This window comes from Mumia sp. zg.B21 (assembly GCF_019550855.1).
Lineage (GTDB): Bacteria > Actinomycetota > Actinomycetes > Propionibacteriales > Nocardioidaceae > Mumia.
In genome coordinates this window covers 595,857-610,782 of the sequence record NZ_JAHWCJ010000004.1, presented here as the reverse complement: position 1 = coordinate 610,782, position 14,926 = coordinate 595,857, and the positions used below count along the sequence as shown (strand labels likewise).

General features: G+C 72.6%; 14 protein-coding genes. 7 read left to right on the top strand and 7 right to left on the bottom strand.

Annotated features, from left to right (window positions below; genetic code table 11):
* Positions 1-83 precede the first annotated feature (83 nt).
* Both KV100_RS18130 and tgt read left to right on the top strand, forming a co-directional pair.
* Positions 84-1,010, top strand: coding sequence for a hypothetical protein (locus KV100_RS18130; protein WP_220344482.1), 927 nt, complete (start codon positions 84-86; stop codon positions 1,008-1,010).
* A 19-nt stretch (positions 1,011-1,029) separates the two neighbouring features.
* A complete protein-coding gene (gene tgt, locus KV100_RS18125) occupies positions 1,030-2,241 on the top strand; it encodes a tRNA guanosine(34) transglycosylase Tgt (RefSeq protein WP_220344480.1) in 1,212 nt (403 codons plus the stop codon).
* Between the two features lie 39 nt (positions 2,242-2,280).
* Here the strand turns inward: tgt and KV100_RS18120 are convergent, their stop codons facing one another.
* Positions 2,281-3,006: a queuosine precursor transporter gene (locus KV100_RS18120; RefSeq protein WP_220344479.1), complete on the bottom strand. Its 726-nt coding sequence runs from the start codon at positions 3,004-3,006 to the stop codon at positions 2,281-2,283.
* A 10-nt stretch (positions 3,007-3,016) separates the two neighbouring features.
* The gene (locus KV100_RS18115; protein WP_220344478.1) at positions 3,017-4,258 is read right to left on the bottom strand and encodes a geranylgeranyl reductase family protein; all 1,242 of its coding nucleotides are present in this window, start codon (positions 4,256-4,258) and stop codon (positions 3,017-3,019) included.
* A 74-nt stretch (positions 4,259-4,332) separates the two neighbouring features.
* Between KV100_RS18115 and KV100_RS18110 the strand changes: the two genes are divergently transcribed.
* From KV100_RS18110 to KV100_RS18095, 4 genes are all read left to right on the top strand, one after another.
* Entirely contained in the window at positions 4,333-5,868 is a 1,536-nt protein-coding gene (locus KV100_RS18110; RefSeq protein ID WP_220344477.1) for an ATP-dependent DNA ligase, read from the top strand.
* 23 nt (positions 5,869-5,891) lie between these two features.
* Complete coding sequence (locus KV100_RS18105) at positions 5,892-6,305, top strand: MmcQ/YjbR family DNA-binding protein (RefSeq protein WP_255566301.1); 414 nt, start codon at positions 5,892-5,894, stop codon at positions 6,303-6,305.
* Between the two features lie 179 nt (positions 6,306-6,484).
* Positions 6,485-7,114 carry a hypothetical protein gene (locus tag KV100_RS18100; RefSeq protein WP_220344475.1) on the top strand — a complete coding sequence of 210 codons (630 nt, stop codon included), beginning with the start codon at positions 6,485-6,487 and terminating at the stop codon, positions 7,112-7,114.
* Positions 7,104-7,310: a hypothetical protein gene (locus tag KV100_RS18095; protein WP_220344474.1), complete on the top strand. Its 207-nt coding sequence runs from the start codon at positions 7,104-7,106 to the stop codon at positions 7,308-7,310. The genes KV100_RS18100 and KV100_RS18095 overlap by 11 nt, the downstream gene beginning before the upstream one ends.
* Before the next feature lies 1 nt (position 7,311).
* Here KV100_RS18095 and KV100_RS19945 read toward each other — a convergent pair whose 3' ends face one another.
* From KV100_RS19945 to KV100_RS18080, 3 genes are read right to left on the bottom strand one after another with little or no spacing between them, the layout of a single operon-like run.
* Complete coding sequence (locus KV100_RS19945; protein ID WP_304610830.1) at positions 7,312-8,253, bottom strand: response regulator transcription factor; 942 nt, start codon at positions 8,251-8,253, stop codon at positions 7,312-7,314.
* Positions 8,223-10,133, bottom strand: coding sequence for an AAA family ATPase (locus KV100_RS18085; protein ID WP_220344473.1), 1,911 nt, complete (start codon positions 10,131-10,133; stop codon positions 8,223-8,225). The genes KV100_RS19945 and KV100_RS18085 overlap by 31 nt, the downstream gene beginning before the upstream one ends.
* 52 nt (positions 10,134-10,185) lie before the next feature.
* Positions 10,186-11,082, bottom strand: coding sequence for a sulfurtransferase (locus KV100_RS18080; protein WP_220344472.1), 897 nt, complete (start codon positions 11,080-11,082; stop codon positions 10,186-10,188).
* A gap of 24 nt (positions 11,083-11,106) precedes the next feature.
* On the opposite strand from KV100_RS18080, the gene KV100_RS18075 reads away from it, so the two are divergent.
* Positions 11,107-11,763, top strand: a complete 657-nt coding sequence (locus KV100_RS18075; RefSeq protein WP_301022708.1) for a thymidine kinase — start codon at positions 11,107-11,109, stop codon at positions 11,761-11,763.
* Between the two features lie 3 nt (positions 11,764-11,766).
* On the opposite strand, the gene KV100_RS18070 is transcribed toward KV100_RS18075, so the two are convergent.
* Entirely contained in the window at positions 11,767-13,167 is a 1,401-nt protein-coding gene (locus tag KV100_RS18070; RefSeq protein ID WP_220344470.1) for an adenylate/guanylate cyclase domain-containing protein, read from the bottom strand.
* Positions 13,160-14,890, bottom strand: a complete 1,731-nt coding sequence (locus tag KV100_RS18065; RefSeq protein WP_220344469.1) for an FAD-dependent oxidoreductase — start codon at positions 14,888-14,890, stop codon at positions 13,160-13,162. The genes KV100_RS18070 and KV100_RS18065 overlap by 8 nt, the downstream gene beginning before the upstream one ends.
* Positions 14,891-14,926 lie beyond the last annotated feature (36 nt).

The following is a 14,926-nucleotide window of genomic DNA, read 5'->3' as shown; positions in this document are numbered from 1 at the left end:
CCGGCACGACCCCGCGCTCGACCACCGAACCACCCCCGAGATCAGGGGTACGAGACGTACGCGCATGTCGCGGGAAGGGATGTATGGCGGCCAAGAAGCCCGAGTTGGATGCCGAGGACGACAGCGGAGGTGTCCTTTCGGGAGTCTCCTCCAGCCAGGTCGTCGGGAGTGCCCTCGCCGCGATGACCGCGGCCGTGGCGGGCTCGTTGCTCGGCGTCGCCGGCACCCTCATCGGCGCGGCCGTCGGCTCCGTGGTGGCCACCATCGCCGGCACGATCTACACGAACTCCCTGCGCAAGAGCCGCCAGCTGGCCCAGGCCGCCCGGCTCACGAGCCTCGCGACGATGGCCAAGCGCGATGTCGGTGCGGGTGCCGGTGCCGGCGGTACTGCCGTGCTGCCTGTCCCCGAGGCGCTGGACGAGGTGGGCCAGCCCGGCGACGGTGGTGTCGAGGACACCGTCGACCCGGAGACCGCCGTCGACGCGCCGGACGACGGAGCCGAGGTGGAGGCCGACGGCACGGACACCGAGGCCGCCGACCCCGATGCCGCCTCCAAGCGACTGATCTCGTGGCGCGGAGTCGCGGCGGCCACGGTCGCGAGCCTGCTCCTCGCCCTCGGAGGCATCTTGGCGTACGAGGCGATCGTCGGGCACCCGCTCGGAGACAGCGGCAAGTCGGGGACCACGTTCAGCAACGTCGGGACGACGTCGGACGACGGCAAGGACGGCGGCGGCGACAAGGACGGCGGCACCGACCCCTCCCCGTCGTCGACGCCGTCGACGACGGATTCCGACCCGGACGAGCCCGCCCCGACCGACGAGGTGACCCCGCCGGCCGAGGAGGCCGTCCCCCAGCAGCCCGGGCCGACGACCGAGCCCACTCCCGAGCCGTCGACACCCTCGACGGAGCCTGCCCCGCAGCCCGACAACCTCGACGAGGATCCGTCCCTCGGCCAGCCCTCGCCGGCTCCCGCTGCCGACGAGGCGACGCCCTCGTCGTTCGAGGGATGACCGCTGGTTGGATGGTCCGGTGACATTCAACTTCTCGGTCGGTGACCGCCTCGGCGAGACCGTCGACGGCGCCCAGGGCCGTACCGGCGTGATCTCGACACCGCACGGCGACATCCAGACACCGGCGTTCATCCCCGTGGGCACCAAGGCCACGGTCAAGGCGGTGCTGCCCGAGACGATGGGCGAGCTGGGGGCCCAGGCGCTGCTGGCCAACGCCTACCACCTCTATCTCCAGCCCGGCTCCGACATCGTCGACGAGGCTGGCGGGCTGGGTGCCTTCATGAACTGGCGCGGTCCGACGTTCACCGACTCGGGCGGCTTCCAGGTGCTGTCGCTGGGGGCCGGCTTCCGCAAGGTGCTGGCGATGGACACCACCGACCGTACGGCCGACGACGTCATCGCCGACGGCAAGGAACGGCTGGCCCACATCGACGACGAGGGCGTGACGTTCAAGAGCCACCTCGACGGGTCCAAGCACCGGTTCACCCCCGAGGTGTCGATGCGGATCCAGCACCAGCTGGGTGCGGACATCATCTTCGCCTTCGACGAGTGCACGACGCTGATGAACACCCGCGGCTACCAGGAGCGCTCGGTCGACCGCACCCAGGCGTGGGCGGTCCGGTGCGTCGCCGAGCACGAGAAGCTGACCGCAGAGCGGGCCGGCAAGCCGTACCAGGCGTTGTTCGGCGTCGTCCAGGGCGCGCAGTACGAGGACCTCCGGCGGCGGTCGGCACGCGGCCTGGTCGAGCTCGGGTTCGACGGGTACGGCATCGGAGGCGCGCTCGAGAAGGAGCAGCTGGGCACGATCGTCGGCTGGGTCAGCGAGGAGCTTCCGGAGGACAAGCCGCGCCATCTGCTCGGCATCGGCGAGCCGGACGACCTCTTCACCGGGATCGAGAACGGTGCGGACACGTTCGACTGCGTGAGCCCCTCGCGGGTGGCGCGGTCGAGCCGGGTCTACACCCACGACGGTCAGCGCAACCTGGCGGTGGCGTCCTCGCGGCGGAGCTTTGCGCCGATCGACGCGGAGTGCGACTGCTACACGTGCGCGAACTACACCGAGGCGTACCTGCACCACCTGTTCAAGGCCAAGGAGTACAACGCCGGCACGCTGGTGACGATCCACAACGAGCGCTTCATCGTCCGGCTCGTCGACCGGATCCGCGCGTCGATCTCCGACGGCACCTACGCCGACCTCAAGGCGGACTTCCTCGGCCGCTACTACGCCTAGCCCGGCGGCCCTGGCCGCGCGCGGGCGGTGGTGGCCGGGTCAGCGCCAGTACGAGGGCTCGCGGGACTTCAGCCAGCGGATCACGAGCATCGTCACCGGCATGACGAGCAGCTCGACGCAGACCTTGTAGACGAACCCGATGACGGCGTAGTTCCAGAACTGGCCCCACGTCGTGATGCCGATGACCGACGCGGCGATCGCGCAGAAGATCAGCGTGTCGGCCAGCTCGCCGGCCCCGGTCGAGGTGGCGAGCCGCGCGAACAGCCCTCGCTCGGCGGTACGCGCCTTCATCCTGACCAGCACCACGCTGTTGAGCAGCTGGCCCACCACGTAGCCCGCGAGACTCGCCAGCACGATCTGCGGCACGAACCCGAGGACGCTCTCGTACGCCCCCTGGTTCTCATAGAACGACGCTGCAGGCGCTTGCTGGACCACCCAGAACGTCACCGCCGCGACCACCGCCATCGCGAAGCCGGTGATGATCGCCCGGCGCGCCGCCCGGAACCCGTACACCTCGGAGATGACGTCGCCCAGGATGTAGGCGAGCGGGAACAGGAACGCACCGCCGTCGGTGATCACCGGCCAGAGCTGCAGGCCGCCGAACGTCCAGCTCCCCGACCCGATCTCGATGCCCTTGGTCGCCACGATGTTGGAGACCACGAGGACGACGCAGAACGCCGCGAGGATGGCGTCGAAGTGGGTCGACCCCCGCGAGGCATAGCGGACGACGCGGCGGTCGGTGTCCTCGGGCGCGCGGAAGGTCATGCGCGCGGCCTCACGCGAACGGCTGCCGGCGGTCGACGCGCAGCGACATCCGGCCGGCCCAGCGCCACAGCCGTGCGACGGCGTCGCGGTCCTCGTCGGTGACGAGGTTGCCCATCAGCCGCAGCGCGATGGTCATCAGTGCGTACGAGCGCATGCCGACGGGGCCGCCGTACGTCACCACGCCCGGGACGGTCAGGAGCCCCGCGAGTCGGCGCGCGATCGAGAACGCCTCGCCGTAGTGCTCGCGCAGGACCGCCGGCCACGCGGTCGCCAGGTCGGTGCCGGCGGCGAGCTCGTCGGCGACCAGCCGGCCGGTCTCGAGCCCGTAGTCGATCCCCTCGCCGTTGAGCGGGTTCACGCATCCGGCGGCATCGCCGATCAGCGCCCAGTTGGCACCGGCGACACCCGACACCGCGCCGCCCATCGGCAGCAGCGCCGACGTCGGGGCGCGCAGCTCGTCGGCCAGCTCCCACTCCGTACGGCGCAGGCGGGCGTAGTGCTCCATCAGCGGTCGCAGCTGGACGTTGGCGGGACGCTTGGAGGTGGCGAGGGTGCCGACGCCGAGGTTCACCTCGCCGTCGGCCAGCGGGAAGATCCAGCCGTAGCCGCTCAGGACCTCGCCCTGTTCGTCGCGCAGCTCGAGGTGGCTGGAGATCCACGGGTCGTCGCTGCGGTCGGACTTCACGTACGACCGCGCAGCGACGCCGTACGCGGTCTCGCGGTGCCACTCGCGGCCGAGCACGCGGCCCAGCGGGGAGCGGACGCCGTCGGCGACGACGAGGCGGTCGCACGCCACGTGGTGCGGGCCGTCGGTGGTCTTGAACACCACCTCCCGGACCCGGTCGCCGTCCCTGACCACGTCGACCGCGCGGGCGCCGTCGACCGGGGTCGCGCCCGCGTCGAGGGCCGCGGCGCGGATGTGCGCGTCGAGCTCGGTGCGCGGGACCGCGGAGCCGTGGTCGGGCAGCGACCCACCCGGCCACGGGAGCATCAGCGTCTGGCCGAACCCGGAGGCACGGAGTCCGCGGTTGGTGCCGTGGCGACGGATCCAGGGGCCGAGGTCCAAACGGTCGAGCTCGGCGATCGCTCGCGGCGTCAGACCGTCGCCGCAGGTCTTGTCTCGCGGGAAGCGGGCGGCATCGGCCAGGACCACGTCGAGCCCGTGCCGCGCAGCCCACGCAGCCGCGGCAGAGCCGGCGGGACCGGCACCGACGACGAGGACGTCGGTACGGGTAGGAAGGTTGACGCTCACGCGCTCGATTGTGTCACCCTGCCGCAGCGCCGCGATCTTCCGGCGTGTCTGTGCCGCGCAGCACAATGGGGCGCATGCTCCTCGCCGACGTCGTCGCCACCTCTCGGGCCGTCGCCGCGACACGGTCGCGCCTCGCAAAGCGGACCGCGCTGGCCGACCTGCTGCGCGGGACACCACCGGAGGACCTCGAGGTCGTGGTGACCTACCTCGCAGGCGAGCTCCGCCAGCGCCGTACGGGGTTGGGCTGGGCGTCGTTGCGCGACCTCCCGCCGCCGGCCGAGGAGCCGAGCCTCACCGTGGCCGAGACCGACGCGACGTTCGCGGCGATGGCCGGGCTGTCGGGACCGGGGTCGCAGACGGCGCGTGCCGAGACCGCGCACGACTTGTTCGCGAGGGCGACCGCCGACGAGCAGCGCTTCCTCGCGGGACTCGTCTCCGGTGACGTCCGGCAGGGCGCCTTGGACTCCGTCGTCCTCGACGCGGTCGCGGAGGCCGCCGACGTGCCGGCTGCCGCGGTGCGGCGGGCCGCGATGCTGCAAGGGGCGAGCGCGCCGGTCGCCGTCGCCGCTCTGACGGGTGGCGCCGAGGCCCTGGCTGCGGTGATGCTCGAGCCGGGTCGCGCCGTACGCCCGATGCTGGCGTCCTCGGCGCCCGACGTGGCCGCCGCGCTCGACAAGGTCGGTCCCGCGCTACCGGCCTCTGTCGACACCAAGCTCGACGGCATCCGCATCCAGGTCCACCGGGTCGGCGACGACGTCCGTGTCTACACGCGCAGCCTCGACGACATCACCGAGCGGGTGCCTCAGATCGCCGAGACCGTACGCGGGCTCGCCGCCGACCCCCTCGTCCTCGACGGTGAGGCACTCATCGTCGAGCACGACGGGCGGCCCGCCCCGTTCCAGGACATCGCCTCGCTCGGAGCGACCCACCCCCGTGACACCGCACCCGACCTGCGCTCCGGCGAGGACGTCCACGTGCTGTCCCCGGTGTTCTTCGACGTGCTGCACGCCGACGGCGACGACCTGCTCGACCGCCCGTTGCGTGAGCGGCTCGAGGTGCTGGAGCGGATCGCGCCCGGGCTCGGCGTGCCGCGTCTGCAGACCGCTGACGCCGAGGAGGCGCAGGAGTTCTTCGCCGAGGCGGTCTCGTCCGGATACGAGGGCGTGGTCGTGAAGTCGCTCGACTCCCCGTACGACGCGGGCCGGCGCGGCGCGGCCTGGGTCAAGGTCAAGCCCCGCCACACCCTCGACCTCGTCGTGCTCGCGGTCGAGTGGGGGTCGGGGCGCCGCAAGGGCTGGCTGAGCAACATCCACCTCGGTGCCCGCGATCCCAACGGCGGATTCGTGATGCTCGGCAAGACCTTCAAGGGGATGACCGACGAGATGCTCGCCTGGCAGACCGAGCGGTTCCTCGAGCTGGAGGAGTCGCGCGACGGCCACGTCGTGCACGTTCGACCTGAGCAGGTCGTCGAGATCGCCTTCGACGGCGTGCAGCGATCGCCGCGCTATCCCGGCGGTGTGGCGCTGCGGTTCGCGCGCGTGCTGCGCTACCGCGACGACAAGACGCCGGCCGAGGTCGACACGATCGACGACGTACGCGCACTGGGCTGACGGGACGAAGGAGACAGCAGGTGATGGCACGGTCCCGGAAGGCGCGCGAGGCCGACATCGAAGATCTCGCGATGGCGCTCCCCCGCGCCGAGAAGGTGCCCGGGTGGGGCGGGCTCCCCCGCTATCAGGTGAGCAAGAAGTTCTTCGTCGGCTACCGTTCCTCGCGTCCGGACGCCGTCGACGCCGCGACGGGCGAGCGGCTGACCGACGTGCTGGTCTTCAGGGTGCCCGACGAGAGCGACAAGCTCGCCCTGGTCCACGGTGACGGGCCGTGGTTCACGACCGACCACTTCAACGGGCACAGCTCCGTGCTGCTCCGGCTGGCGCACCTCGGCCAGCTCACCCGAGCCGAGCTCGCCGAGGTGATCGAGGACGCGTGGCGGTCACAAGCGCCGAAGAGCGTCGTCGCGCGTTGGCAGGGAACCCGCACCGACTGACCAAACGATCACTCCAGTGGGCAGACGGGAACGGTGTTCCAGCGCTACAGTCCGGCCGTGGACCTCGACCTCGAGACGCGACAGACCCTGCAGCGTTTGGCGTGGACTCTCCTGACACCGCTTGCCGCGAGCGTGTCCGCGGTGGCGTGTGGGGGCAGCGCACCCCACGAAGGTCAGCCATGACGGCTGAGGAGGAGGTCCGCAGCGCGTTCGCTGCGCGCATCATCGGCATCGCCCTGGCCTGCGTCCTCGTGGCCGGTGCCACCGTCTACTGGGCCGTCGACCCATTCCGCGCCCAAAGCGGCCTGCGCGACCTGCGCCACGCGCGCGACCTCGTGTCCACGCAGGAACCCCAGAGAGCCGTCGTCGTCGACAGCGAAGACGTGCCCGCGAAGGAGTACGAGGATCTCGGCTGGGGCATTGCCGTCGTACGACTGCCCGACGGCTCGTATGCCGACCTCTGGACGATGGACGTCGGCTTCGCCGTCTTCTTCGGCGCGCCGGAGGAAGGCGAGCGCCTGACCGTCCTGGTCGACCCCAAAGACCCGACGTGGGCCGCGAGCGTCGCGGACGCGGACGCTTCGGCGCTCTCGCAGGCGCGCTACCTGTTCGTCAGCTTCTTCCTGCGGCTCGGGCTCGTCCTCCTGGTCGCGCGCGTGCTCCTCACCTGGGGGGCACGGATCCCGTTCCGTGCGTACCGCGCGCTGCGACGCCCTCGCGACCCACGTCCGTGCAGAAGTGGTCGCGGTCATGTCGAGGGCCCGGCGAGACGAGGAGCGCGTCACCCTGCGCATCCGCGTGGGCGATGACGACTACAGCTGGGACGCGACTCTCCCGCCAGGATGCGTCCCCTACGTCGGCGGCTTCCTCGAGCTGCGCGGCGACGTGCGCGACGGCGGCTGGGTGATGGCGGGCGACCCGGACCACGGCTTCGCGTACCCGCGGACCACGCTCCGCAAGTGGGGCGCAGCGCCGTCAACCCGCTCGTGGCACCCCGCAGTCTGACTCACTCCCCCGGCGCGCCCGAGCGCGCCCTCACCGCGGCCTCCGTACGACTCGCCACCCCGAGCTTGCGCAAGATCGCCGACACGTGCACCGACGCCGTCTTGCGGCTGATGAAGAGCCGCTCGCCGATCTCGCCGTTCGACAGCCCTTCGGCCACCAGCGCCAGCACCTGCCGCTCGCGCTCCGTGAGCTCGTCGGGGTCCCCGCGCCTACCGACCGCATCCAGCCCTCCGCTCTCGAGCACGGCCTCCGCCCGCTGCACCACGAGCCCGGCGCCGATCGCGCTCCCTGCCGCGACGGCCTCCGTCAGACGCTCCCGCGCGCCCGCGCGGTCCCCCTCAGCCAGCGACGCCTCTCCGTCGCGCAGCAAGGCGTACGGGCGCAGGTGGGCGGGACCCGGCGCGTCGGCCACCGCCGACCACGGTCCCTCACCGAGCTCGGCGGCGACGGCACCACCCCATGCGGCGAAGGTCGGCCAGGACGCGCACTCCTCGGCGATCGCGCGGTACGGCGCGACGTCGGGCGCCGCGCCCACGTCCTCGCGGCGGAGCACGGCGATCGCTCGCGCCGCGACCGCGACGACCGGAAGCTCGTCACCCGGGCTCCGGTCCTGACCTTGACGCAGCAGGATGTCGGAGGCGAGCCGCAAGGCCTCGTCCGGGTCACCCCGCAGCAGCGCCATCTCCCCCAGCGTCGCGGTGACCCGCGTCCGGACCTGCTGCTCGAGCCTCCCGAACCGCTCCCACCCGGCGAGCTTGGCCCGCGCGATCGCCTCGGACGCGTCCAGCTCGCCCCGCCACATCTGGAGCCACGCCCAGCGCTCGCGCAGATACATCGCGAACATGCTGTCCGACACGAGCGGGATCGCCCGCTCGTACCAGGCTGCGGCCTCGTCCCACCGACCCAGACCGATCATCGCCTCGGCGGCGTTGCCCTCGAGCATCGCATCGGTGCTCCACCCGGACCCGAGCGCGCGCGAGCGCCGCGCCCCCTCCGAGGCGAGACCGAGCGCGATCTCGAACTCGCCTCGCAGGAGGTGGCAGTGGGAGGCGTTGACGTAGTAGCGCGACAACGCCCTCCAGTCGTCGACGGCGAGGTCACGAGCGCGTTCGAGGTCGTCCAGACCGCCCACGTCCCCGAGCGACACACGGGAGACGCCGCGCATGTTGAGCGCCAGCGACGCGCTGGACGTCGCCCCCGCCGCCGTCGCCGTCTCGAAGCACTCGGTCGCGCTCGCGATCGCCTCGCGGGAGCGGCCGTCGAGCATCCCGTCTCGCGTCTTCGTGACGAGGAGCAGCGCGCGCACCTCGTCGTTCTCGCCCGGACCCACGAGGGCGAGCCCCGCTCGAGGAACGCGCGCCCCTCGGTGCTGCCGGCCTGCGCGGCGATCACCGCCGCGTTGTCCAGCGCCCGGGCCAGGCCGTCCGTGTCGTCGGGGGGCCATTCGGCGAGGGCCTGCTGGCACAGCGCGAGCGCACGGTCGAGCCGGGTCGTCGACCGCACGGAATCGGCGACGCCGATCACGAGCTGGTGATGGGAGACGCCGGCGGCCTCCTCGGCGTCCGGGACCATCTCCCAGAGGTCGAGCGCGCGCTCGCCCAGGGTCGCGGCGGTCGTCCAGGAGCCCGCACGGTCTGCTGCCTCCTGGCCCCGGACGGCGGCCGCCAGCGCACGGTCGGGCACCCGCGCGCGCCACCAGTGCTCCGCGATCTCGGACAGGCGCGCGACGGTCGTCGGATACGACTCGAGAGCGTTCGCGTACGCCGAGTGCAGGCGGCGACGCTCACCGGGAAGGAGCTCGGAGAGCACCGCCTCCTGGACCAGCGCGTGCCGGAAGGCGTAGCCGTCCTCGTCGCCCTCGAGCACCGCGGCTGCCACGGCCTCGCGGGCGGCGCCCTCGGCCGCGACCACGGCATCAGGCCCGAGGGCGTCGGAGAGAAGGTCGTAGGAGGCGCGCGGGCCGGCCGCGGCCACCTGCCGGCAGAACTCCTGCGCAGTCGGTGACAGCCGCGAGTAGCGCAGGAGCAGCAGGTCGCGCAGCGAGTCGGGGAGGTCGGTGCCGAGGAAGCCGACGAGCTCCTCGACATAGAAGGGGACGCCCTCGCTGCGGTCGATGAGGTCGGCAAGGCCGGGCCCGACGTCGTCGTCTCCGAGCAGCGCCGCGGCGAGCTGGGCGATCTCGCCCTCGTCGAGGCGCGGGACGGCGAGCCGGGTGACGAGTCGTGCGCGCTCGAGCTCGGCCAGCATCGACCGCAAAGGGTGCCCCCGGCCCACGTCGTCGCTGCGGTAGCTCGCCACGAGCAGCAAGGCACTCCCCTGCGGCAGCCGTGCGAGACGGTCGACCGTCGCCCGGGTGGCGTCGTCGGCCCAGTGGAGGTCCTCGACGACCACGACGAGCGGCTGGCGCTGCGCCACCGAGGCCAGCAGCCCCGCCACGACCTCCGGCAGCCGCCCAGGGCTCGCCTGCACGCGCACGTCGATCAGCCGCGGCGCCACCAGCCCGAGCGCGTCGGCGCTCGGCCCGGCCTCGTCGAGCGTCCGGTCGGCGCCGAGCGCACCGACGACGTCGCGGACCAGGCCCTCGAGCGCCGCGTACGGCAGCGGTCCGGAGCCTGAGTCGGCACACGCACCGGACACGACGAGCGTGTCGCCGCTCTCGCGCAGCTCGGAGACGAACTCACGGAGCAGCCGGCTCTTGCCGATGCCGGCCTCCCCGGCGACGAGGACCGAGCGGACGGCACCCCGGCGCGCCTCCGCGTACGCCTCACGCAGAACGGCGAGCTCTGGGGCGCGGCCGACCAACGGTGCACGGACGTGAGCCATGGCCTCATCGTGCCGTACGCCGCGGTCAGACCGGCCTACGCCGCTCGCCTCCCTATGTGGCTTCGGAGTCCCCCGTCGCGACCGGCCGGGACGGGTCGCTCACCCACTCGCTCCACGAGCCGGGATAGAGCGCCGCGTCGACGCCCACGCGCCGGAGCGCGAGCACCTCGTGCGCCGCGGTGACGCCCGATCCGCAATAGACGGCGACCTCGTGCCCCGGCACGGCACCGAGGTCCACGAACCGGTCCGCGAGCACCTCTGCCGGGCGCCAGCGTCCCGCGGCGTCGACGTTGTCGAAGGTCGGCGCGCTCACCGCTCCCGGGATGTGGCCCGCGACCGGATCGACCGGCTCGACCTCTCCGAGGTAGCGAGGCGTCACACGGGCGTCGAGGAGCACGCCGTCCCGCCCGACCCGCGCAGCACCGTCGGCATCCACAACGGGCAGGTGCCCAGGATCTGCGGCGAAGTCCCCCGGCTCGGGTGTCGGGGTCTCCGTGGAGACCGGCATCCCCTCCGCCTCCCACGCCGCGAACCCGCCGTCGAGCAGCCGTACGTCGCGGTGGCCGTGATAGGTGAGCAGCCACCACGCCCGGGCGGCGGAGGTGCCGTCGTCCGCGTCGTACACGACCACGGGAGCGCCCGCCCGTACCCCGTGCGCCCGCATCGCTGCCGCGAACCGGTCGGCGTCCGGCAGCGGGTGACGCCCCCGGCGGCCGTCGCCCGGCGGGTCCGCGAGCTCGGCGTCCATGTCCACGTACGAGGCTCCGGGCACGTGACCGGCCTCGTAGGCGGCCCGGCCGGCGCTGCCGCCCAGGACGTAGCGCACGTCCAGCAGGGTCACCCCTCCCCGGCGCAGCATGGTGTCGAGCTCACCCACTGTGAGCAGGGGCTCCCGGAGCGGATCGGCTCGGTCGTCGGACGAGGGCTCGGCGGAGGAATGATCGACCATGGCGACACGGTAGCCTCGTGCCTCGTGGCGAGCCTCCTCTTCTTCACCGGGACGATGGACAACGGCAAGTCGACCCTGGCGCTCCAGACCAATCACAACCACGCGGCCCGGGGACGCGTCGGCCGGATCTTCACCAGTCAGGACCGTGCCGGCGACGGCCGCCTCTCGAGCCGCCTCGGACTCTCCACCGACGCGATCGAGGTGGACCCCGACTTCGACTTCTGGGACTACGTCGTCCGGTCGCTGACCGGTGGTGGGCGGATCGACTACCTCATCTGTGACGAGGCGCAGTTCTACACGACCGCCCAGGTCGAGGCGCTGGCGCGGATCACCGACGAGCTGCAGATCGACGTGTTCGCCTTCGGCATCCTGACCGACTTCCGGACCCGCATGTTCGAGGGCTCGGTGCGCCTGGTGGAGCTGGCCGACCGGATCCAGCCCCTCCAGGTCGAGGCGCTCTGCTGGTGCGGCAAGCGGGCGACCCACAACGCCCGCACGGTGAACGGTGTGATGGTCACCGAGGGTGACCAGATCGTCATCGGCGACGTCGACGAGCCCGGCTTCCCCACCCCGCAGGTCGGGTACGAGGTGCTGTGCCGCCAGCACCACCGGCGTCGCATGACGACGGCGCGGGCCCGTGCGGTCACGACGCTCAACGACCCGCTGCCGTTCAACGGCTGAGGCTCACCGCTCGACGGCGAGCAGCCGGAACACCTCGACCGCCTCGCTCTTGCCCTTGAGCTCCAGGGCACCGAGGGGCTCGGTGACGACCCCGGAGAGCAGCTCGAGGGTCGCCGCGCTCACCGCGACGCCGCCCGCGGGCGCCTTCCCCTCGATCCGGGACGCGGTGTTGACCGTGTCGCCGATGACGGTGTGCGTACGTCCTCCTGCGGTGCCGAGCACGCTCACCGAGACCGGACCCGAGTTGATCCCCACCCGGAACCTGGGCCATCCGGGATGCTCGCGGACCACGGCCTCGGTCGCCTCCTGGAGCGCCAGGCCGGCGAGGGCCGCGCGACGGGCATGGTCGGGCTGGTCTCCTCGCCGGTTGAAGGTGACCATGAGCGCGTCGCCGATGATGCGGTCGACGTCTCCCCCGTAGCGCCCGACCACCGGCGGCACCGCCACCTCGAAGAACGTGTTGAGCATCTGCGTGACCTCCTGGGGCGCGTGGGCCTCGGAGAACGTCGTGAAACCCTGGAGGTCGGCGAACAGGATGCTCATGTCCCGTCGTCCCTGGGTCGTCTCGTCGAGATAGAGAGCGGCGAACCGCTCCTCGTGCCACTGGCGCCGGGCCGTGAGGGCGACGAGCAGCACGGCCGCGAGCACCAGGAGGTGCCACTCCCACCACGACAGGTGCCAGCTCCGGGAGAAGGCCACGGCGACCGACGCCTCCGCCAGCAGCAGGAACGCCGAGGCGACGGCGAGCGGCAGCGCGTTCCGGCGACGCCTCCAGATCCTGAGATAGCGCCACGCGGCGACGCTGTGCCCGACGATCGCCGCGCCCGCGATCGCCGACAGCATGCCGTCGACCTCCTCGGGCACGGGACCGGCGTCGAACGGCCAGATCTCTGTCAGCGACAGGACCGCCCACCCGACGACGACCGCGGCGACCACCGCCCGGATCACACCGGCCCGCTGGACGAGGCGGACGTCACGCTCGCCGCCGAGGTCGCTGCCGGACCACACCGCGAACACCGCACCCAGCGCCAGACCCACGGGCGTCGCGAGCACGAAGCCCGCGTTGGGAGTGGTGAGGAGGACGCCCGGCGTCGCCAGCGCGTGCAGCCCCAGGAACAGTGCGGTGACCAGGAAGGCGTACGAGGAGAGCAGCACGCGGGCGTCACCGCGCTGGAGGGCTGCGGCTCCCATCGCGTACGCCAGGACGGCGCCGATCACCGCGGCCGACAGGACCAGCCAGAAGTGAGCGGGATGGTCCTCCCAGGCGATGTCGATCTCGGGTTGCCACATCAACAGGGCGAGACCGAGCAACGGCAGCGCGAGGCACACGCCCAGAGCGATCGCGCCGGTCCGCCCACCCGGGGACGGGCGGCCGCTCGGCGCCGCGCGGTGGCCCTCAGGCATCGCCCTCGGCCAGACACTCGTGAACCTGCGAGACCACGACCGACCCTTCACCCACCGCGGAGGCGACACGCTTGACCGATCCCGAGCGCAGGTCACCGACGGCGAACACGCCGGGGAGCGTCGACTCGTTCGGCCGTGGCGGCCGGTCCCGCGGCCAGGTGCCGTCGGCCACCGCGTCCATCCCGGCGAGCAGGAAGCCGCGGACGTCCCGGCGCACCTCCTCGGGCAGCCAGTCGGTCCGTGGCTGGGCACCGATCATCAGGAACAGTCCGTCGCACCGCTCTTTGTGCTCGGCGCCGCTGGAGCGGTCGCGGAGCACGACATGCTCGAGCCAGCCCTCACCACCGCCGCCGACGACCTCCGTCCCGGTCAGGACGGTGATGTTGTCCGCAGCGGCGATCGCGTCGACGAGGTACTGCGACATCCCCGCCTCGAGCGACGCGGCCCGGATCACCAGGCTCACGTGGGCGCAGTAGCGCGCGAGGTGGAGCACCGCCTGACCGGCGGAGTTGCCACCGCCGACGACGACTGCCCGCCGCCCGGTCATCGCGTGCGCCTCGGAGACGCTCGCCCCGTAGAACACCCCGGCACCGCTGAGCGTCTCCAGCTCCGGCACTCCGAGGCGGCGGTACGAGACGCCGGTCGCCAGCACCACCGCCCGCGCCGTCACCGTGCCCACGTCGGCGATGTCGAGCTCGAAGCCGCCGCCCTCGGCCAGGCGCCGCAGCGCGACGACCTCACGCATCAGGAGGACGTGCGCCCCGAAGACCCAGGCCTGCTGGTAGCCCCGCTGGGCCAGCTCGGCCCCGCTGATGCCGCGCGAGAAGCCGAGATAGTTGCGGATCAGCGAGCTCGATCCGGCCTGCCCACCGATCGCCTCGCGCTCCACGACCAGGGTTCGCAGGCCCTCGGACGACCCGTAGACGCCTGCGGCGAGTCCGGCCGGGCCGGCACCGACGACGACCATGTCGAACGAGCGGTCGCCCGCCTCCTGACCCAGCGACGTCGGGACGCCCCAGGCCTCGGCGATCTCGACGTCGCTGGGATCACGAAGGACCGTGCCGCCGAGGGCCGGCATCGTCACCAGCACGTCCACGCCGGTGAGGTCGTGCCCCCGGTCGCGGACGGCCCGCTCGGCGTGGTCGGCCAGCGCTGTGCCGCGCTCCCGGAAGGCGTGTGGGATGCCGTTGCGTACCAGCAGGCTGCGGACCCCGGCGGCCCGCGCCGACTCGCGTCCGGCCACGACGACCACCTCGCGCAGGGTGGTCGCGTCGCTGCGGGACCACTCCTGGACGAACTCGGCGACGGTCCGGTGGAAGAGCTCGTCGCGTGACGTCCACGGTTTGAGCACGTAGTAGCTGACGCCACCGACCGCCACCGCCGACAAGATGGTGCGCGCGGCCTCCCTGCTCGCCCAGGCGCCCCACGGCACCAGCATCGCCCGCCGTGCGTCCGGGTGGAGCCGTCGGGCGGCGTCGAGGACGTCACGGCGGTCGTCCGGGTCCAGCGCGTGGTCGACGAGGACCACCGCGACGGCGGCCGAGCGGGCGTGCGCGCGCTCCAGGGTGCGGACGGCCTCGTCCGCGGTCAGCTCACCGCGGATACGGAAGTCGCTCCCGAAGGCACGCGTGAGCTCGCCTTCGACGCGTTCGAGGAGAGCCGGGTCGCGGTCGACGGCGAGCAGCAGCGGACGCGCGGAGTCCCCCGCGCGGGCATGGGCCATGAGCGCACGCTATCCAGGGCGCAGTCCGCCGACCAC